Source organism: Pseudoalteromonas sp. Scap03, assembly GCF_013393115.1.
GTDB lineage: Bacteria > Pseudomonadota > Gammaproteobacteria > Enterobacterales > Alteromonadaceae > Pseudoalteromonas.
The window spans coordinates 2,257,707-2,277,306 of sequence record NZ_VDEU01000001.1 but is presented as its reverse complement, the minus strand read 5'-3'; the positions used below and the strand labels follow the sequence as shown (position 1 = coordinate 2,277,306).

At 41.5% G+C, this 19,600-nt stretch carries 16 protein-coding genes; 7 read left to right on the top strand and 9 right to left on the bottom strand.

Features of this window, described 5'->3' with window-relative positions:
- Nucleotides 1-326: 326 nt before the first annotated feature.
- The 6 genes from serS to lrp all read right to left on the bottom strand — a co-directional run bounded on the left by serS (nt 327) and on the right by lrp (nt 7,141).
- Nucleotides 327-1,631: a serine--tRNA ligase gene (gene serS, locus FHG08_RS10355; protein ID WP_024601694.1), complete on the bottom strand. Its 1,305-nt coding sequence runs from the start codon at nt 1,629-1,631 to the stop codon at nt 327-329.
- A gap of 9 nt (nt 1,632-1,640) precedes the next feature.
- Entirely contained in the window at nt 1,641-2,021 is a 381-nt protein-coding gene (crcB, locus tag FHG08_RS10350) for a fluoride efflux transporter CrcB (protein WP_010389726.1), read from the bottom strand.
- A complete protein-coding gene (locus FHG08_RS10345) occupies nt 2,014-3,357 on the bottom strand; it encodes a replication-associated recombination protein A (RefSeq protein WP_178955863.1) in 1,344 nt (447 codons plus the stop codon). The genes crcB and FHG08_RS10345 overlap by 8 nt, the downstream gene beginning before the upstream one ends.
- Complete coding sequence (lolA, locus tag FHG08_RS10340; RefSeq protein WP_055011834.1) at nt 3,350-3,976, bottom strand: outer membrane lipoprotein chaperone LolA; 627 nt, start codon at nt 3,974-3,976, stop codon at nt 3,350-3,352. The genes FHG08_RS10345 and lolA overlap by 8 nt, the downstream gene beginning before the upstream one ends.
- Nucleotides 3,976-6,465 (bottom strand): DNA translocase FtsK, encoded by a 2,490-nt coding sequence (locus FHG08_RS10335; RefSeq protein WP_178955861.1) that lies wholly within the window; start codon nt 6,463-6,465, stop codon nt 3,976-3,978. The genes lolA and FHG08_RS10335 overlap by 1 nt, the downstream gene beginning before the upstream one ends.
- A gap of 196 nt (nt 6,466-6,661) precedes the next feature.
- Nucleotides 6,662-7,141, bottom strand: coding sequence for a leucine-responsive transcriptional regulator Lrp (lrp, locus tag FHG08_RS10330; RefSeq protein ID WP_008110073.1), 480 nt, complete (start codon nt 7,139-7,141; stop codon nt 6,662-6,664).
- Between the two features lie 139 nt (nt 7,142-7,280).
- Here lrp and ald point away from each other — a divergent pair, with 139 nt between their 5' ends.
- The gene (gene ald / locus FHG08_RS10325) at nt 7,281-8,402 is read left to right on the top strand and encodes an alanine dehydrogenase (RefSeq protein WP_054200757.1); all 1,122 of its coding nucleotides are present in this window, start codon (nt 7,281-7,283) and stop codon (nt 8,400-8,402) included.
- 118 nt (nt 8,403-8,520) lie between these two features.
- On the opposite strand, the gene pssA is transcribed toward ald, so the two are convergent.
- Nucleotides 8,521-9,846, bottom strand: a complete 1,326-nt coding sequence (pssA, locus tag FHG08_RS10320; protein ID WP_055011831.1) for a CDP-diacylglycerol--serine O-phosphatidyltransferase — start codon at nt 9,844-9,846, stop codon at nt 8,521-8,523.
- A 276-nt stretch (nt 9,847-10,122) separates the two neighbouring features.
- Between pssA and trxB the strand changes: the two genes are divergently transcribed.
- The 5 genes from trxB (at nt 10,123) to infA (ending at nt 16,095) form a co-directional block, all read left to right on the top strand.
- Nucleotides 10,123-11,073 carry a thioredoxin-disulfide reductase gene (gene trxB, locus FHG08_RS10315; RefSeq protein WP_178955850.1) on the top strand — a complete coding sequence of 317 codons (951 nt, stop codon included), beginning with the start codon at nt 10,123-10,125 and terminating at the stop codon, nt 11,071-11,073.
- Between the two features lie 306 nt (nt 11,074-11,379).
- Nucleotides 11,380-14,193 (top strand): bifunctional aconitate hydratase 2/2-methylisocitrate dehydratase, encoded by a 2,814-nt coding sequence (locus FHG08_RS10310; RefSeq protein WP_178955848.1) that lies wholly within the window; start codon nt 11,380-11,382, stop codon nt 14,191-14,193.
- Between the two features lie 179 nt (nt 14,194-14,372).
- On the top strand, nt 14,373-15,089 hold the full coding sequence (aat, locus tag FHG08_RS10305; RefSeq protein WP_178955846.1) for a leucyl/phenylalanyl-tRNA--protein transferase: 717 nt from the start codon (nt 14,373-14,375) through the stop codon (nt 15,087-15,089).
- Nucleotides 15,082-15,786: an arginyltransferase gene (locus FHG08_RS10300; protein ID WP_178955844.1), complete on the top strand. Its 705-nt coding sequence runs from the start codon at nt 15,082-15,084 to the stop codon at nt 15,784-15,786. Before aat ends, FHG08_RS10300 begins: the two co-directional genes overlap by 8 nt.
- 90 nt (nt 15,787-15,876) lie before the next feature.
- The gene (gene infA, locus FHG08_RS10295; protein WP_002962494.1) at nt 15,877-16,095 is read left to right on the top strand and encodes a translation initiation factor IF-1; all 219 of its coding nucleotides are present in this window, start codon (nt 15,877-15,879) and stop codon (nt 16,093-16,095) included.
- Between the two features lie 200 nt (nt 16,096-16,295).
- On the opposite strand, the gene clpA is transcribed toward infA, so the two are convergent.
- Nucleotides 16,296-18,557 carry an ATP-dependent Clp protease ATP-binding subunit ClpA gene (gene clpA / locus FHG08_RS10290; protein WP_008110100.1) on the bottom strand — a complete coding sequence of 754 codons (2,262 nt, stop codon included), beginning with the start codon at nt 18,555-18,557 and terminating at the stop codon, nt 16,296-16,298.
- Nucleotides 18,558-18,625: 68 nt separating this feature from the next.
- A complete protein-coding gene (gene clpS / locus FHG08_RS10285) occupies nt 18,626-18,934 on the bottom strand; it encodes an ATP-dependent Clp protease adapter ClpS (RefSeq protein ID WP_008110102.1) in 309 nt (102 codons plus the stop codon).
- Nucleotides 18,935-19,143: 209 nt separating this feature from the next.
- On the opposite strand from clpS, the gene cspD reads away from it, so the two are divergent.
- On the top strand, nt 19,144-19,362 hold the full coding sequence (gene cspD, locus FHG08_RS10280) for a cold shock domain-containing protein CspD (RefSeq protein ID WP_138604913.1): 219 nt from the start codon (nt 19,144-19,146) through the stop codon (nt 19,360-19,362).
- Nucleotides 19,363-19,600 lie beyond the last annotated feature (238 nt).

Below are 19,600 nucleotides of genomic sequence, written 5' to 3'. Positions count from 1 at the left end.
TGCAAAAATACACAATAATGGTAGAGATCAGTAATATTAGACAAAATACAAAACAGGTCTATATACAGTGTTTGTTTTTGTAAATTTACGCTGTGAGATCACCTTTTTTAGCTATGATTTCTGTAAACCGATAATAAGAACAGACAGATTGAACGCGCTAAAGCCTATTCCTACGCGGTGAGTTTCACACCGAATTAATCTCACAACTCTTTATTTCTATACTTTTACCTTTAACCTCGAACCTTTTACCCATAAAAAAGCCGCTGTTTGTTAAAACAGCGGCTTTCTTTCTTAAAGCTTATAGCTAAAAACTGACAGCTAGTACTTTAAGCTTTACCAATCACTTCAAGTCCACCCATGTATGGGCGTAATACTTCTGGTACTACTACAGAGCCGTCGGCTTGTTGGTAGTTTTCTAGTATTGCTACAAGTGTACGGCCAACCGCTAAACCTGAGCCGTTTAGTGTGTGTAAAAGCTCTGGTTTTTTAGCGCCTTCACGACGAAAACGAGCTTGCATACGACGTGCTTGGAAATCGACCATGTTTGAACATGATGAAATTTCGCGGTACGTGTCTTGCGCTGGTAACCATACTTCTAAGTCGTAGGTTTTAGCTGCGCCAAAGCCCATGTCGCCCATACATAAAATCACTTTTCGGTATGGTAGTTCTAGTGCTTGTAAAATTTGCTCTGCGTGGCCTGTTAGCTCTTCAAGCGCTTGCATAGAATCTTCTGGTTTTACTAGTTGTACTAGTTCAACTTTATCAAACTGGTGCTGGCGAATTAAGCCGCGTGTATCGCGACCATAGCTGCCCGCTTCACTTCTAAAACACGGTGTGTGCGCAGTTAAGCGAATCGGTAAATCGCTTTCTTCGTAAATTTCGTCGCGTGCGCTATTAGTAAGCGGTACTTCTGCCGTAGGAATTAAGCTAAAGCCAGCTTGCTGCTCGCCATCATCGTTTACTAGGCCTAACGTGTGGAATAAATCGCCGGCAAACTTAGGTAATTGGCTGGTGCCGTAAAGGCTTGCGCTATTAACTAAGTACGGTACATACATTTCTGTGTAGCCGTTTTTATCTGTGTGGGTGTCTAGCATGTATTGGGTAAGTGCACGGTGCATACGCGCTACTTGGCCGCGCATTACGGTAAAACGTGCGCCACTAATTTTAACGCCCATTTCAAAGTCTAGGCCGTTTAGGTCTTGCCCTACATCAACGTGGTCTTTAACTTCAAAATCGTACTTTTTAGGGGTGCCCCACGTTAAAATTTCTACGTTGTCGTCTTCGTCAGCACCTTCTGGTACCGATTCATCAGGTAAATTTGGAATTGCTAAGGCAATTTGTTTAATTGCTTCTAACACTTCATCTTGCTCAGCTTTAGCTGCGTCTAATTCGCTGCCTAAGTTAGCAACTGCGTCTAGCAATGGCTGCGCATCTTCGCCTTTTGCTTTTGCTTGACCAATGGCTTTCGCACTGGCGTTACGTTGACTTTGAAGTTCTTGCGTTTTTACTTGTAATGTTTTGCGTTTTTCTTCAAGTTCAGTCACTACCGCTACATCTAGTTCATAACCACGTGCGGCTAAACGTGCTGCAGTTTGTTCGACATCTTGACGTAAATATTTAGAATCTAACATGTTAGTTTTTTAACCTTTTTGCATTACTAGCTGAAGGCCCAGCCAAGCCATAAAAATACACACCATCACGTTTAAGATGATATTGAGGGCCATTTTAATAAAGTGACCTTGTTGTAATAACAACAACGAATCCATTGAGAATGTTGAAAAGGTGGTTAACGCACCTAAAAAGCCAATTCCGATGAGGGTTTTAGCGGGACTAACGGCAATAACCTGCTTATCGATTAAACCGTACAAAATGCCCATCAACAATGAACCCAGAATATTAACCGTCAACGTACCAAAAGGGAATCCCCTACCGAGGAGTTTTAGCATGGTTTCGCTAATAAAAAACCGTAAACAGGCTCCTGAGGCTCCGCCAAGAGCTATCATCATGTAAAGTTTAATCATGCTCATAACGTTTTACTGGGCTTTGCGCGTCGCGCTCTTTTAAATAATCGAGCTTTTGTTTAATTTTTTGCTCAAGTCCACGATCACTTGGCTGGTAGTATTGTTTGCCATCCATTTCTGGCGGTAGGTATTTTTCGCCAGCAGCAAATGCGCCTTCTTCATTATGCGCATATCGATACTCTGCGCCATAACCTAAGTCTTTCATTAAATTAGTGGGGGCATTGCGTAAATGCTCTGGCACTGGGTAGCTTGGCTGATTTTTAGCATCGTCTTTAGCTTGGTTAAACGCCATATAAACCGCATTGCTTTTAGGTGCGCTGGCTAAATACAAGGTGGCCTGTGCAATTGCGCGCTCGCCTTCACTGGGGCCAACACGCTGAAAAATATCCCATGCGTTTAAAGCCACTTCCATCGCGCGCGGATCGGCGTTGCCAATATCTTCAGTGGCAATCGCTAATAAGCGCCTTGCAACATAAAGCGGGTCGCCGCCACCGGCTAAAATACGGCAGTACCAATAAAGCGCACCATCGGGTGAACTGCCTCGCACTGATTTATGAAACGCCGAAATTAAATCGTAAAATTCATCGCCGCCTTTATCGTATTTCGCTAAATGCGAAGGGAGTACTTGGCTGAGTACCTGTTCGTCAACATGAAATTGGCCGTTTTGCTCAGTGGTTAAATCGACTGCTTGCTCGAGTAAATTAAGCACTTTACGAGCATCGCCACCACTTGCTTGGCATAGCGCCTGTTTGGCGTTATCTGCAATCACGATGTGTTTTTGGCTTAATTGCTCATCTTGTTTAAGTGCACGCTCAATTACCGTGTATAAATCGCTTTCCTGCAAGGATTTTAAAACATATACCCTTGCACGAGACAAAATCGCATTATTAAGCGCAAACGAGGGGTTTTCGGTGGTCGCGCCTACAAATATAAAAGTGCCATCTTCAATATGCGGTAAAAACGCATCTTGCTGAGATTTATTAAAGCGGTGAACTTCGTCAACAAACATTAGAGTACGCTGGCCGCGGCTTTGTAAGTTATCGCGCGCTTGGGTTACGCTATCGCGTATATCTTTTACGCCCGCCGTTACTGCCGACATTTGAATTAGTTCAGCATCGGCATGATTGGCAATAATTTGCGCGAGCGTAGTTTTACCCACCCCTGGCGGCCCCCATAAAATTAAACTATGGCAACGCCCTGCAACAATGGCTTGATGCAGCGGTTTATCGCTACTTAGTAAATGCTGCTGCCCTATGTAATCGTTTAGCGATAAAGGGCGCATACGCGCAGCGAGTGGGCGTACATCGGGCCCAAAGTTAAAACCTAAATTACTCACCGTTACTCTGATCGTCTATTTCTACACCCGCTGGCGGGGTAAATTCAAAAGTTGTTTTATCAAGCTCAGTATTAACCTGTGCATTGCTAAATGTAAACGCAGATAGCTGGCCTGAGTTATCTTTAACCACCAGTTTTGCAAGCCCCTGCTCGTTATCAGCAAAAGTAATATCAAGCTGCTCTACTTGGCTTTCAACGCCTTTATTTGGGGTAATGCTAAAGCCTAAATCGGTGGCAAGCACGCTGTATTTTTCCCATTGCGCAGGGTCTTTAGAGGTGAGCAATATAAACGGTGTAGAGTCAATTAAACCGCTGGTTTTCATGATGGTTACTTGCTCAGCAAAGCTATCAAAGTAATAGGTTTTATCGCCGTTTGACACAAATAACGTGTCGTCTGGGTTAGTTTGCTGCCAGCGAATCATCAATGGCTGTTGCAGCGCAATATTGCCTTGGCCTTGCATTACCAGTTGGCCTTCACCGTCGGTTACGTTTTGTTTAAATTGTGCTTTAAAGCTTTTTAAGGTCGATAACTTATCTTGTAATGCTTGGCTGTCGTCAGCAAAACTTGGCATAGCAACTAAACTGCCCAATACCAATAATAAACTACTTAATTTTTTCATTAATTTGCTCCATTAGGTACTAATACATCGCGAGCGCCGTTATGTCCTGGTGCACTCACGATACCTGATGTTTCCATTTGTTCTACTAAACGTGCAGCACGGTTATAGCCTACACGTAATTTACGTTGCACTGATGATACCGATACTTTTCCGGTTTCTATTACAAAGGCGACCGCTTCGTCGTATAACGGATCTGACTCTTCATCGCCATTCTCGCTGGCTTCCCCTGGTAATAAAATATCTTCAGTGGCATCGCCATTTAAAATTTCGTCTATGTAATTTGGTTTAGCACGGGCTTTCCAATCGTTTACCACGGCATGTACTTCATGGTCGTCTACAAACGCGCCATGCACACGCTCTGGCACACTGGTGCCTGGCGGTAAATAAAGCATGTCACCCATGCCTAATAAGTTTTCTGCGCCTTGTTGATCCAGTATGGTGCGCGAATCTATTTTACTTGATACCTGAAACGCCATACGTGTAGGTATGTTCGCTTTAATTAAACCGGTTATTACATCAACCGACGGACGCTGTGTTGCCAAAATTAAATGAATACCCGCAGCACGCGCTTTTTGCGCTATACGGGCAATTAACTCTTCAACTTTTTTACCTACAATCATCATCATGTCGGCAAATTCGTCAATAACCACCACTATGCTAGGTAATTTGTCCAGTTCATCAGGGCCGTCTTTCATGCCGTCGGTGTCTTTAAATAATGGATCCATTATTGGGTAGCCCGCTTCTTTAGCTTCCATTACTTTTTGGTTGTAACCTTTTAAGTTACGTACACCTAAAGCCGACATCAGCTTATAGCGGCGTTCCATTTCACCTACACACCAACGCAGCGCGTTAGCGGCTTCTTTCATGTCGGTCACAACTTCACACAATAAATGCGGAATACCTTCGTAAACAGAAAGCTCAAGCATTTTCGGGTCAATCATGATCATACGAACATCTTCTGGGCCCGATTTATACAGTAAGCTTAATATCATTACATTAACGCCCACTGACTTACCTGAACCCGTTGTACCGGCAACTAATAAATGTGGCATTTTACCTAGGTCAGCACACACAGGTTGCCCTGCAATATCTTTACCAAGCACCATGGTTAATGGCGATGGGTTTTGCTCAAACTTAGGTGCGTTTATGACTTCTGATAAACGTACAATTTCACGGTATTTATTAGGCAGCTCAATACCGATATAGGTTTTACCCGGAATAACTTCAACCACTCGCACACTAATTGCCGATAGCGAGCGCGCTAAATCTTTTGACAGCCCAGTAATTTTAGACACCTTAATACCCGGTGCTAAATCAAGCTCAAAACGGGTAACAACAGGCCCAGGGTAAACTCCAACCACGGTTGCTTGCACGTTAAAATCGAGTAGTTTTGTTTCTACAAGGCGCGATACACTATCAAGCTCTTCTTGCGAAATTGGATTTTTTGCTTTGTCGGGTCTGTCGAGTAAATCTAATGATGGCAATGGCCCCGGAGGTGGCTCTTGCTCTAATAATTGCTCAAACTTCTCTTTGGCAGTTGGCGGCGGTTGAAACCCTGATTTTGGCTTGTTAATTGGCCTTGCTGGTGAAACCACTGTTGTAGCTGGTTTTTCAGGTTCAACCACTGGGCTTTGATCAAGCGCATTAAGTGCTGCCTCTGTGTCCATAGGTTCATCGTCTATGGCGCTAAAGCTAATTTCTTGATCGAGTATTTGGTCAAGCTCGTCAAACGGCATAAACTCGTCGTCTTGCGGCGCGTTTACTTTAGTTGTTGGTTTGTCGAGTGCTTTTGGTTTGTCTGCTGTTTTATTAGCAAGCTCAGGTTCTTGTTGGCGTGTGTCATCTTCAAAATAGGCATCGGGTTGCTCGTCTTGAACTTTACCTGCAATGCGTTCGCGTTGCATCCAACCGCGAGCATAGGTAACCAAAAAGCGGTATAACCTAACAATTAAATCACCCAAGTAATCAACAAATTGTACCCACGAAACACCCGTTAATAGGGTTAATCCTGCAAAAAAGAAACACAGCAGTAAAATAGAGGTACCGGTAAAATTAAACGCAGGCATCATCGCCGATGCAATCACATCGCCCACTACCCCACCGGATGAAAAATTATAAATATCGTCAAAATTAATACTGCTGATAGCGGTGGCTGAGGTAATAAACAGCGCAAAGCCAATAATACGTAATCCAAGTGTGGTGTAATCGAGTTGCAAAATACGGTGTGGCTGCTTAAACACTAAATAGCCAAGCAGCTGAATAGCCGCTGGCACAAAATAGGCAAGCCAACCAAAGGTAAGAAGTAAAATGTCGGCCACCCACGCGCCCGCCGTACCTGTGATATTTTGTACATTGGTAAACTCACCCGTTTGCGACCAAGCAGGATCGGCAGGATGAAAACTAATTAAAGCACATAAAATAAATACCGCTGCAAAGGTGCTGACGATGAGCCCCGTTTCTAATAGTCTTTGTACACCGTTTAGGCGCATAATTACCTATCCCTCATTATTATTTTTTACACTCACTTGGCAATAGAATACCTTAGCAGGAAATGTATTTTGATGCACTTTATCTTAACCATGATGGCCTGATTATGAACAAGTTTTTATTATTTAGTCGTACACTCATTAAAAAAGCAAAGTTGGCTGCAACGATAAAAGTATATTAAAGGCTGTTACTTTATCATTAAGCAACAAAAGGACGAATAACAACGCCTTCTTCACCTTTTACTTCTTCCATTACTACGTAGGTACGACTTTCACTCACATTGGGCAGCTTTAATAATATATCACCAAGTACCCCTCGGTATTCTGACATATCGTTAACCCGGGTTTTTAATAAAAAGTCGAAATTACCAGAAACCAAATGACATTCTATAATTTCTTCGTGCTTTCTAACAGCAGCACTGAACTCTTCAAACACGTCGGGCGATGTTTTGGTAATGGTTACTTCCACATACACAGAAAGCCCTTGACCAAGCTTGGCAGGATCAACCACGGCTTTATAGCCTAAAATATACCCTTCTCGCTCTAGCTTTTTCACTCGCTCTAGACAGGGCGTGGCGCTTAGGCCAACTCGTCGGGCCAGTTCAACATTTGACAGGCGGCCATCAAGTTGTAATTCGACTAAAATTTTGCGATCAATACGGTCTAATAAGTTATGCATGGCTTTTTAGTTTTTTATTCTAATAAAATTAATTTTACAGATACTAACACTACAAAGGGCTTAAAAAAAGGTGAGACACACTACCCTGGCATGAATATAATAGTGGAAAATTTTTATCCCGTTCTAACAAGGCAAAATTATGATTATTGGTGTACCTAAAGAAATTAAAAACCACGAGTACCGTGTAGGTATGGTTCCTGCGAGTGTTCGCGAACTTGTAAATCACGGCCACCAAGTGATTGTTGAAACGAATGCTGGTATGGGCATTGGTTTTACAAATGATGATTATGTTCAAGCAGGCGCTGAAATTTTAGAAACAGCTGCTGACGTTTTTGCAAAAGCAGAAATGATCATCAAGGTAAAAGAGCCTCAAGCTGTTGAGCGTGCAATGTTACGTGAAGACCAAATTCTTTTCACTTACCTTCACCTTGCACCGGATCTTCCACAAACTGAAGACCTTGTTAAAAGTAAAGCAATCTGTATTGCGTATGAAACAGTAACTGATTCACGCGGTGGTTTACCACTTTTAGCGCCAATGAGTGAAGTTGCTGGTCGTATGTCTATTCAAGCAGGTGCACAAGCGCTAGAAAAAGCTAACCACGGTCGTGGTATGTTACTAGGTGGTGTACCCGGTGTTGAGCCAGCTAAAGTAGTTGTTATTGGCGGCGGCATGGTTGGTCGTAGCGCTGCACAAATGGCCGTTGGCTTAGGTGCTGAGGTTGTTGTACTTGACCGTAACATCGACGTATTACGTGCACTAGACGCACAGTTTGGTAACAAAGTTAAAGCTATTTACTCAACAGCTGATGCGCTTGAGAAGCACGTACTTGAAGCTGACCTAGTAATTGGTGGTGTACTTATCCCAGGTGCTGCTGCACCTAAACTAGTAACTGCTGAACACATTAAAGCAATGAAGCCTGGCGCTGCAATTGTTGACGTTGCAATCGACCAAGGTGGTTGTATTGCTACGTCTAAAGCAACTACGCACGCTGATCCTACTTTCATCGTTGATGAAGTTGTTCACTACTGTGTTGCTAACATGCCAGGTGCTGTTCCACGTACATCTACGTTTGCACTTAACAATGCAACATTACCGTTTATCATTAACCTTGCAAACAAAGGTTACAAAAAGGCACTACTAGATGACGCTCACTTCTTAAAAGGCTTAAACGTACTTAAAGGCCAAGTAACTTACAAAGAAGTAGCTGAAGCGTTCAACATGGAATATGTTGACCCACGCACTGCAGTAGAAAACGCGTAACTATTATTGTTACCGCTTATACCTAAGCCATCATTTAGGTATAAGCATTAAAAAAGCAGCTAATTAGCTGCTTTTTTTGTGTCTAAATCTTAGAGTCTGCGGTCAACAGACCCAAATGTTATATAAATCGTTTAATAATAAAGTCGACTTTTACGCGCTTAGCTTGACCAAGTAGCTTTTTCACTGGCTGCGGGTAATCGCTCATGGTTTCTAAATCATCTGGACCGGTTAAACGACGACAATGCTTTAAAATTTCTTGGCGTTCATTATCAATGTCGCGCATTATCGTTTGCTCAGGGTCTTCTATCAGAATACCATTTTCGATATCTAGCCCCCATGCACGCGGATTTAAATTATGCCCGCTAAGTAAATGCACTTTACGGTCACAACAAATCCCTTTTAAATGAAACGAGTTACTCTCGTGTTTCCACAGGTAAACGTTTAAGTTGCCATTATCTATGTGGCGTTTTTGCGATTTTACAAATTTATGCAAAATAGTTTCGTATAAATACGGTAATGCACCAATTTTACTAAACGGCTCACTAGGTGGCAGATAAAAATCGTTTGCGGTTTTATCGCCCACCACAATAGTGACTTGTTTACCTTGCTTTAATAAGCGACGCAAAGAGCGCATTAAAGGAGCCGGAAAATTAAAATACGGCGTGTATAACACCAACTCTTGCTCGGTAGTATCAAACAGCGCTTTGATTAAGCGATTAAGTTCGTTATTACGACGGCCTAAACCCAAAAACAAACGAATGCCCATTGCATGAGTATTCAATTGTTGCGCACTTTTATAGCTTGCCGATTTAAGCTCACGCATAAGTTGCTTTTGTTCAAGTTTAAAGTCAGCCATGCGTTTAAGCGGTCGTTGATCAATTCTTGGAACCGCTTCAGAGCTCAATAAGGTTGATTCGATAAAATCGACTACTGAGTCACATAACTCGCTTTGCGAGACTAAAAAGTATCGATCAAGTCGGTATCGGTCGCTATATTGCAAATACACATTATTTAAACTGGCACCGCTATATAGCAATGTGTCGTCTATAACAAAGCCTTTTAAATGCAATACCCCAAACAGTTCTTTTGCCTTTACGGGAACACCATACACTTGAACGTTTGAATTAAACTTCTCTAAGCTGTCGCAATATAAGCTTGCATTGCCCTCTGACTTTTCTGCACCAATTAAACCACGCTGTGCGCGATGAAAATCAACCAATACTTTTATTTCAAGCGAAGGGTTAGCTAACGATGCACTGTGTAGTGCGGCTAATATTTCACGACCCGCTTCATCATCTTGTAAGTAAAGTGTGGTGATATAAATTCGTTTTTTTGCGTTGGCAATTAAATCTAACAATTGCGTACGGTATTCTTGCGCATTGGTTAAGACGTTAACGTCTTTTGAAGTCAACCCAAATGCGGGTTTCTCTTGCCAAAATAACATAGTTGCCTATTCACTTAGGTCACATAATTAAGCAGTGACAAATCAAAATTAGTTAAAAGATAACAAAAAAAATCAGGCTGGTCATGAATTAACGTCGTTTTATTGGCTAACAGTCTATTTATTAGTCGAGCACTGCTTGTAAGTCATTTGCTAGTACACATTAATGAACAGCTTCCGAATTTGCGAAAAAAAATAATCTCATCTTTTATTTACTTCCTGCTTGTTTTTCTTAGAATCGGGCGCATTAAAACCGTATTAAACGTTTAGGAAAAGATCATGACTGAAGCAAAACATTGTAAGTTACTTATTTTAGGTTCGGGCCCTGCTGGCTACACAGCCGCAGTTTACGCTGCACGTGCTAATTTAAATCCTGTTTTAATTACAGGTATTCAACAAGGTGGCCAGCTAACAACCACTACTGAAGTTGAAAACTGGCCTGGCGATGCACACGGTTTAACCGGCCCTGCATTAATGGATCGTATGAAAGAGCATGCAGAACGCTTTGAAACTGAAATTGTGTTCGACCACATCAACAAAGTTGACGTATCTAAGCGCCCTTTCACACTAACCGGTGACCAAGGTACTTACACATGTGATGCTTTAATTATTGCAACCGGTGCCTCTGCGAAATATTTAGGCTTAGAGTCTGAGACTAATTTCCAAGGTCGTGGTGTTTCTGCTTGTGCAACCTGTGACGGGTTTTTCTATAAAGGCCAAAAAGTAGCGGTTGTTGGTGGTGGTAACACGGCTGTTGAAGAAGCGTTATACCTGTCTAACATTGCTGATGAAGTTCATGTTATTCACCGTCGTGACAGTTTCCGTAGTGAAAAAATTCTTGCTGACCGCCTTGCTGAAAAAGCAGCAAACGGTAATGTTGTAATGCACTTCAACCGTACACTTGATGAAGTGCTTGGTGACCAAATGGGTGTGACCGGCGTTCGCATTAAAGATGTGGCGTCAGATGCTACTGAAGAACTTGATTTAGCGGGTGTGTTTATTGCCATTGGCCATAAGCCAAACACCGATATGTTTGAAGGTCAGCTAGAAATGAAAGACGGCTACCTAGTGGTTGAATCTGGTCTTAACGGTAATGCAACTCAAACAAGTGTGCCAGGCGTATTTGCTGCCGGTGATGTGTCTGATCATATTTACCGTCAAGCTATCACCTCTGCCGGTACTGGCTGTATGGCTGCACTTGATGCAGAACGCTTTTTAGATAACCTATAAGCATACATAGCATACTTTTGGGGCTGAATTTTCAGCCCTTTTTTGTGCCCAATTATTACGCCCGAGATAATTGTACCCGCACCAACATTCACTAGGCTTATAGTTGAAATTAGTCTTATTTATACAATTAATGGCTCAGGTACGATAGGATCTAAGGGTGAGCAACAAATACCGTCAAATTATATAAGTAAAACTAGCTATAATTATCGTCAGGAATAAAAGCTTTATTCATTTAGGCATTACTAGAAACTGTAAAATCAGTTAAAATGCTTAACTTCATATCAAGTAAATTACCGAGAGTTTTCTATGAGTTTGTATACAAAATATATGGAAGAAATCCAAACCCGTAAAACGGAGCTTGGATTAAGCCCACAACCAATCGATAGCGCTGAACTAGTATCAGAAATAATTAATCAAATTAAAGATACTAATAACGAGCACCGTAAAGATTCACTGCATTTCTTTATTTTTAATACTTTACCTGGAACAACCAGTGCTGCGGGCGTTAAAGCACAGTTTCTAAAAGAAATCATTTTAGGTGAAGAGCACGTTGCAGAGATCACTCCAGAATTTGCATTCGAACTACTTTCACACATGAAAGGCGGCCCATCGATTGAAATGCTAATTGATTTAGCCTTTGCTGATGACGCAAAAATCGCAGCACAAGCTGCAGAAGTACTGAAAACTCAGGTATTCTTATACGATGCAGATATGGAGCGCATTAAAGCGGCCTACGAAGCAGGTAACCCAATTGCTAAAGAATTACTAGAGAGCTTCTCAAAAGCTGAATTCTTTACAAAATTACCTGACATCGAAGAAAAAATCGAAGTAGTAACTTACATTGCTGGTGAAGGCGACATTTCAACTGATTTACTTTCTCCAGGTAACCAAGCACACTCACGTGCTGACCGTGAATTACACGGTAAGTGCATGATCACTGAAGAAGCACAACAAGAAATTGTTGCCCTTCAAAAGAAACACCCTAACGCTAAAGTAATGCTTATTGCTGAAAAAGGCACCATGGGCGTTGGTTCATCACGTATGTCTGGTGTGAATAACGTAGCACTTTGGGCTGGTAAACAAGCAAGTCCATACGTTCCTTTCATCAACATTGCACCTGTTGTTGCAGGTACTAACGGTATTGCACCAATCTTCTTAACAACGGTTGATGTAACTGGCGGTATTGGTCTTGACCTTAAAAACTGGGTTAAAAAAGTAGATGCAGACGGCAATACAGTAACTGATGCAAATGGTGACGCTGTGCTTGAAGAAGCCTACTCTGTTGCTACTGGTACTGTGCTAACAATCAATACTAAAGAGAAGAAGCTTTATAACGGTGATAAAGAGCTTGTTGATATTTCATCAGCATTCACACCGCAAAAAGTTGAATTCATGAGAGCTGGCGGTTCTTACGCAGTTGTATTCGGTAAAAAACTACAAACGTTTGCTGCTGAAACTCTTGGCATTGAAACGCCGCTTGTTTATGCACCTTCAAAAGAAATTTCACACGAAGGCCAAGGCTTAACAGCGGTTGAAAAAATCTTTAACCGTAACGCGGTAGGTGTACTATCAGATACGCCACTTCACGCTGGCTCAAATGTTCGTGTTAAAGTGAACATCGTTGGTTCGCAAGATACAACCGGTCCAATGACTGCACAAGAATTAGAAGCAATGGCTGCTTCAACGATTTCTCCTCTTGTTGATGGTGCCTATCAATCTGGTTGTCATACAGCATCAGTATGGGATAGCAAAGCACAAGCAAACATTCCTAAACTAATGGCGTTTATGAATAAGTTTGGTTTGATCACTGCACGTGACCCGAAAGGCGTTTACCATGCAATGACTGACGTTATTCACAAAGTATTGAACGACATTACAATTGATGATCGCGCTATCATCATTGGTGGTGACTCGCATACACGTATGTCTAAAGGCGTTGCCTTTGGTGCCGATTCAGGTACTGTTGCTGTTGCACTTGCAACCGGTGAATCTGCGATGCCGATTCCTGATTCAGTTAAAGTAACGTTTAAAGGCAAAATGGCTAAGCATATGGATTTCCGCGATGTTGTACATGCAACGCAAGCGCAAATGCTTAAGCAATTTGGCGGCGAAAACGTATTCCAAGGTCGTATCATTGAAGTTCATATTGGTACCCTAATGGCTGACCAAGCTTTTACCTTCACTGACTGGACTGCAGAAATGAAAGCGAAAGCGTCAATCTGTATTTCAAATGATGAAACGTTAATTAAGTCAATTGAACTTGCTAAGTCACGTATCCAAATCATGATCAACAAAGGTATGGAAAACGAAGCACAAACGCTACAAGGTCTAATCGATTTAGCCGACAAGCGTATTGCAGGTATTCAATCTGGTGAAGAGCCAGCACTTTCTCCAGACGACAACGCTAAATACCATGCAGAAGTTGTGGTTGATTTAGACCAAATCGTTGAGCCAATGATTGCCGATCCAGACGTTAATAACGATGATGTTTCTAAGCGTTATACTCACGATGTGATCCGCCCTGTTTCTTTTTACAACGACAAGCCTGTTGATTTAGGTTTTGTTGGTTCGTGTATGGTTCACAAAGGCGATATGAAAATTATTGCTCACATGCTACGTAACCTTGAGAAGAAAAACGGTTCTATCTCATTCAAAGCGCCATTGGTTGTTGCGCCACCAACATACAACATTGTTGATGAGCTTAAAGCGGAAGGCGATTGGGATATTCTTGCTAAATACGCAGGTTTTGAATTTGACGATGCAAAACCAAAAACGGCTGCACGTACTAAGTATGAAAATATCTTATACCTAGAACGCCCTGGTTGTAACCTATGTATGGGTAACCAAGAAAAAGCAGAACCAGGTGATACTGTTATCGCAACATCAACACGTCTTTTCCAAGGCCGTGTAGTAGCCGATACATCTGAGAAAAAAGGTGAATCACTACTAGGTTCTACGCCAGTTGTAGTTCTATCTTCTGTTCTTGGTCGTTTCCCGACTATGGAAGAGTATAAGTCTGCGGTTGAAGGTATTGACCTTACATCGTTTACACCTGTTGAAGAAGCAATGACAACTAAGTTCAACGCAGGTGAAGCTGTACCAGTAAAAGTGGTTAGCTAATTCGATTAGTTTACCATTTAATTAAGCGCGTTTTTTAACGCGCTTTTTTATGCCTAAAATTTACCTAACAGCAATTTAAGCCCTGCTCAACCCTATAGAGAACACAATAATTTGTGGTTTGTGATTTTAAAGCAACAGGTTACACTTTGTCTTGACCATGCAGTTATTCAATCGGTGTTATGACTAAACAACTTTATCAACTCGCTCAAAGCCACTTTGCTTTTCCTGATCCCAGCCATGCATTAGATGATCCAGATGGTTTGCTTGCCATTGGTGGATGTTTATCGGTAACGCGGTTAAAAAATGCCTATTTATCTGGTATTTTTCCGTGGTTTAGTGAACACGAGCCAATTATGTGGTGGTCACCGAGTGAGCGCGGTATTGTTGAGCTTAATGACTTTCATGTTAGTAAAAGCTTACGAAAACATTTAAAAAAGCACCCGGTCACCGTAACTATTAACCATGCCTTTGAAGAAGTGATAGAAGCGTGCCGCGATCAACGCATTGATACTGATGGCACTTGGATAACCCCGCAAATGCAACAGGCGTACATTAATGCCCATCACAATGGCTTGGCCCATAGTTTAGAGGTATGGCGCGAGGGAGAGCTTGCAGGCGGCTTATATGGGATTATGCAAACAGGTGTTTTTTGTGGTGAATCAATGTTTCATCATCAAACAAATTGCTCCAAACTGGCTATGTGGGCGCTGGTTAATTGGCTTAAACGCCATAATGCGCATTTTATTGATTGCCAATTAGAAAATCCTTATTTAATGTCGTTAGGTGCCAGCGTGATTCCACGTGAAGAATTTTTAACTAAACTTAATAAAGCACAGTGTTACACCCCAGCTGCCAGTATGTGGCAGCCACAGGAGCTAATCGCGATATATGAATGAACAACTTCCAGCTCGTATAGGCCTAAGCCAACCATTTGAATGCAGTTACTTGCCAGATCGCCAAGAGCAACTGCTGGTGATACTCGATCCAAGTTGTTATAGCAGCAATAAGTTTGAGTCGTTATTAGGATTGGGCTTTCGTCGCAGTGGTAACCAAATTTACCGTCCGCACTGCCCTATTTGCAGCGCGTGTAGTTCTGTGCGCGTTTTAGCTGATGAGTTTATCCCTACAAAATCGCAAAAACGTAAACTTAACAAAGCAAAAAACCGCTTTGAGGTAAAATATTCTCAAGTTGAACGCGAACAATACTATCCACTTTACAGTAAATACATTAGTTTACGTCATCAAGACGGTTCTATGTATCCACCTGATAAATCACAATTTCAAAGCTTTTTGTTTTGTAGCTGGTTAACCATCACCTTTATAGAGCTTTGGGATCAAGAAAACTTAGTGGCCGTTGCTGTAACTGATTGTATGGACAACGCTATTTCGGCTATTTATACATTTTTTGACCCTGACTACGAACACTTTAGTTTAGGCACTGTAATGATATTACAGCAGCTTAAATTTGCTAAACAGCAGCGCAAACAGTTTGTTTATTTAGGCTATCAAATAGATGAATGTGACAAAATGAAGTATAAAACCCAGTTTTTACCCGCCCAAAAACAGCTCAATGACCAGTGGGTGGCTATTTAATTTACAAAAATAGCCCCTGCGCCTTTACTTATTGGCGTATTTTGGGCAAAATCTGCAGCGTTTAACTATTAAAGAGGTGTTACGCTAAACATGGCGAAAGAAGACGTAATCGAAATGCAAGGGACAGTCCTTGATACTTTACCAAATACAATGTTCCGAGTTGAGCTAGAAAATGGTCACGTAGTTGTGGCTCATATTTCAGGTAAAATGCGCAAAAACTATATCCGTATTTTAACCGGCGATAAAGTAACGGTAGAAATGACTCCTTACGATTTATCGAAAGGTCGTATCGTATTCCGTGCTCGCTAAGTAAGTGCGTAAACGAGATTTAGTTTTTGGCTAGTGAAAACTAGCTTTAAGCGTTTATTAAATGTAATTAATGGTAGTAGCCAGTAATTACATTTAATAAACAAAAAACCCAGCCTTTGCTGGGTTTTTTGTTGCCTATTTCTTTGGCAAATAAAAAAGCCTGCATAAAGCAGGCTTTTTAAATTGCTAACTTTTTTAGGTTAGGCTGGCGTTAAGTCACTCTCGTAATCAAAACGCAGTTTTTTATCTTTAACCGATACTTTTACCGTACCGCCAGAAATTAGCTCACCAAACAGTATTTCGTTAGCCAATTGCTTTTTAAGATCTTCTTGGATAACACGCGCCATAGGACGCGCGCCCATTGCTTTGTCATAGCCTTTATCAGCCAACCATTCACGTGCTTTAGAAGTAAGCTCAAGGTTAACTGACTTCTTATCCAGTTGCGCTTGTAACTCAACAACAAATTTATCAACCACTTGCAAAATAACCTCTTTCTCGAGGTGATTAAACCAAATAATGTTATCTAAGCGGTTTCTAAATTCAGGTGAAAATACTTTGTTAATTTCACCCATTGCATCGTGTGTGTGATCTTGCTCACTAAAACCAATCGACTTACGCGTGGTTTCTTGTACGCCGGCATTGGTGGTCATCACCACTACTACGTTTCTAAAGTCAGCTTTTCGGCCGTTATTATCTGTTAGCGTACCGTGATCCATAACTTGTAATAAAATGTTGTAGATATCAGGATGCGCTTTTTCAATTTCATCCAGCAATACCACTGCATGTGGGTTTTTGATCACCGCTTCTGTTAATAAGCCGCCTTGTTCAAAACCTACATAACCCGGAGGCGCACCGATTAAACGGCTCACCGCATGGCGCTCAACGTATTCAGACATATCAAAACGAATAAACTCAACACCCATGCATTTAGCTAATTGCTTGGTAACCTCTGTTTTACCTACCCCTGTTGGGCCTGCAAATAAGAACGAACCAACCGGTTTGTTCTCGTTTGCTAAACCTGAGCGCGATAAGCGAATAGCAGAAGTTAATGCATCAATGGATTGATCTTGTCCAAACACCAACATTTTTAAATTACGGTCTAAGTTTTTCAGCGTTTCTTTATCAGACGACGACACATTTTGAGGCGGAATACGCGCCATTTTAGACACAATCATCTCAATATCAGATACACCAATGGTTTTTTTACGCTTGGACGTAGGCAGTAGCCGTTGGCTTGCGCCTGCTTCATCAATAACGTCAATCGCTTTATCAGGTAAGTGACGCTCATTAATATACTTGGCACTTAGCTCAGCGGCTGCTTTTAACGCTTTTTGCGTATAACGAATACCATGGTGTGCTTCGTAACGATCTTTTAAGCCGTTAAGAATTTTAGTGGTATCTTCAACGCTAGGTTCAAGCACATCAATTTTTTGAAAGCGACGGACAAGGGCGCGATCTTTTTCAAAAATATTCTTGTACTCACCGTAAGTGGTAGAACCCATACAACGTAATTGCCCACTTGAGAGTAACGGCTTAATTAAGTTTGAGGCATCCATTACCCCACCTGAGGCAGCACCTGCACCAATAATGGTGTGAATTTCATCAATAAATAAGATTGAACCTGGTTTTGCTTGTAACTCTTTTAATAAACTTTTAAAGCGTTTTTCAAAATCGCCTCGGTATTTGGTACCGGCAAGTAACGCGCCCATATCTAAGGAGTACACAACCGCATCAGCAATGACTTCAGGCACTTGTTCGTTAACAATACGATAGGCTAAGCCCTCGGCAATAGCAGTTTTACCTACGCCGGCTTCACCAACCAGTAATGGGTTATTCTTTTTACGACGACACAGCACTTGCACTGTGCGCTCTACTTCACTATCACGGCCAACAAGCGGGTCAATATTACCCTCTTTAGCGTGTATATTAAGGTTAGTTGTAAAGCTGTCGAGCTTACTCGCTTCTTCGCTTGCTACTTCTTGCACCTCTTCATGAATATCGTCGGTATCATCGCCTAATTCGTCGTCACCTTTGGCGATACCATGAGAAATAAAGTTAACAATATCAAGTCGAGAAATATCATTCTTTTTAAGTAAGTACACGGCTTGGCTTTCTTGCTCAGAAAAAATAGCGACCAGCACATTAACGCCTGTCACTTCATTTTTGCCAGAAGATTGCACATGAAATACCGCGCGCTGTAATACTCGCTGAAAACCAAGTGTTGGTTGAGTTTCGCGCTCTTCTTCTAAATCAGGAATAACCGGTGTGGTTTCATCAATAAATTCAAGTAACTCTGTTTTTAATCCAGAAACGTCAACACCACACGCATTAAGCGCTTCTCCAGCTGATGGGTTGTCGAGTAGAGCTAATAAAAGGTGCTCTACGGTCATAAACTCATGACGACGTGTACGCGCTTCACGAAACGCAGTGTTCAAAGTTAGTTCTAAGTCTTTATTTAGCATTGGCAACCCCTTACAGAGATAATAATTTTATACCGCACTTCAAAGATGAAAGTTCACCTTTATGGTATTTATTCCTGCTCACAACTACATAGCAGTGGATGCTCGTTATCCCTTGAGTAGCGGTTAACTTGCTCAGCCTTAGTATGTGCTACGTCGGCGCTATAAACACCACATATACCCTTACCTTGCTGATGTATTTGCAGCATCACATCAGTTGCTCTATCGCTATCCATATTAAAAAACGTCATTAAGATCTCTATTACAAAATCCATCGGCGTGTAATCATCGTTGTTTAACACAACTTTATATTTTCGCGGTGGCTGCAACTTTTGCTTTTCACTATCGCGAACGGTGTCGATAACACCAGAATCTTTCATACCACTCATAATTAAATATAGTCTTGTCTTTGTAACTCAAGCAAACTTGAATAAAAAAATAAATAAAATGTTAAAAAATAACCTAAAACACTTGACTGGTTGCTTAAATAAACTACAGTCAAATGGTGATTGATTAAACCTTAGTCAGTCTAGCAAACAATACAGTTTAGGATAACTAAATTAGTCAACTTATAGAAGGATGTAGAAGTATGGCTTGTGGTAAAGTCAAATGGTTCAACAACGCCAAAGGTTTTGGTTTCATCGTAGAAGACGGTTGCGAGAACGACATTTTTGCTCATTACTCCACAATTGTAATGGACGGATACAAGACACTTAAAGCTGGTCAAGATGTTACCTTCGAATTACAACAGGGCCCTAAAGGTCTACACGCTACTAATATAGCGCCTAATGGCGATATTATAGGGTGATTGTAATTATGAGACTAAAGCGAGTGACCTGTTTAGATCCTCGCTTAATTTCTTAAAAATCCCTAACCACCCCAATATAAATTGCCTCATTGTTTGTTAATTCAACCCCACTCCTTGATTTTATTTTATCTACCCCAATAATTTCAGTATTAGAAGTTTAACTGCTGGCGTCTGGCGTGTAATCCTAGCCCTTTTTAGCCAAGCTTGTTACACTCTTTATCCTGTAAAACGTAATTAC

Bases quoted from the DNA above. Each gene is read 5' to 3' on its own strand.
- cspD (WP_138604913.1), top strand. From the start codon at position 19,144: ATGGCTTGTGGTAAAGTCAAATGGTTCAACAACGCCAAAGGTTTTGGT.
- lolA (WP_055011834.1), bottom strand. From the start codon at position 3,976: ATGAAAAAATTAAGTAGTTTATTATTGGTATTGGGCAGTTTAGTTGCT.
- clpA (WP_008110100.1), bottom strand. From the start codon at position 18,557: ATGCTAAATAAAGACTTAGAACTAACTTTGAACACTGCGTTTCGTGAA.
- infA (WP_002962494.1), top strand. From the start codon at position 15,877: ATGGCGAAAGAAGACGTAATCGAAATGCAAGGGACAGTCCTTGATACT.
- trxB (WP_178955850.1), top strand. From the start codon at position 10,123: ATGACTGAAGCAAAACATTGTAAGTTACTTATTTTAGGTTCGGGCCCT.
- pssA (WP_055011831.1), bottom strand. From the start codon at position 9,846: ATGTTATTTTGGCAAGAGAAACCCGCATTTGGGTTGACTTCAAAAGAC.
- aat (WP_178955846.1), top strand. From the start codon at position 14,373: ATGACTAAACAACTTTATCAACTCGCTCAAAGCCACTTTGCTTTTCCT.
- lrp (WP_008110073.1), bottom strand. From the start codon at position 7,141: ATGCATAACTTATTAGACCGTATTGATCGCAAAATTTTAGTCGAATTA.
- serS (WP_024601694.1), bottom strand. From the start codon at position 1,631: ATGTTAGATTCTAAATATTTACGTCAAGATGTCGAACAAACTGCAGCA.
- crcB (WP_010389726.1), bottom strand. From the start codon at position 2,021: ATGATTAAACTTTACATGATGATAGCTCTTGGCGGAGCCTCAGGAGCC.
- FHG08_RS10310 (WP_178955848.1), top strand. From the start codon at position 11,380: ATGAGTTTGTATACAAAATATATGGAAGAAATCCAAACCCGTAAAACG.
- FHG08_RS10300 (WP_178955844.1), top strand. From the start codon at position 15,082: ATGAATGAACAACTTCCAGCTCGTATAGGCCTAAGCCAACCATTTGAA.
- clpS (WP_008110102.1), bottom strand. From the start codon at position 18,934: ATGAAAGATTCTGGTGTTATCGACACCGTTCGCGATAGTGAAAAGCAA.
- ald (WP_054200757.1), top strand. From the start codon at position 7,281: ATGATTATTGGTGTACCTAAAGAAATTAAAAACCACGAGTACCGTGTA.
- FHG08_RS10335 (WP_178955861.1), bottom strand. From the start codon at position 6,465: ATGCGCCTAAACGGTGTACAAAGACTATTAGAAACGGGGCTCATCGTC.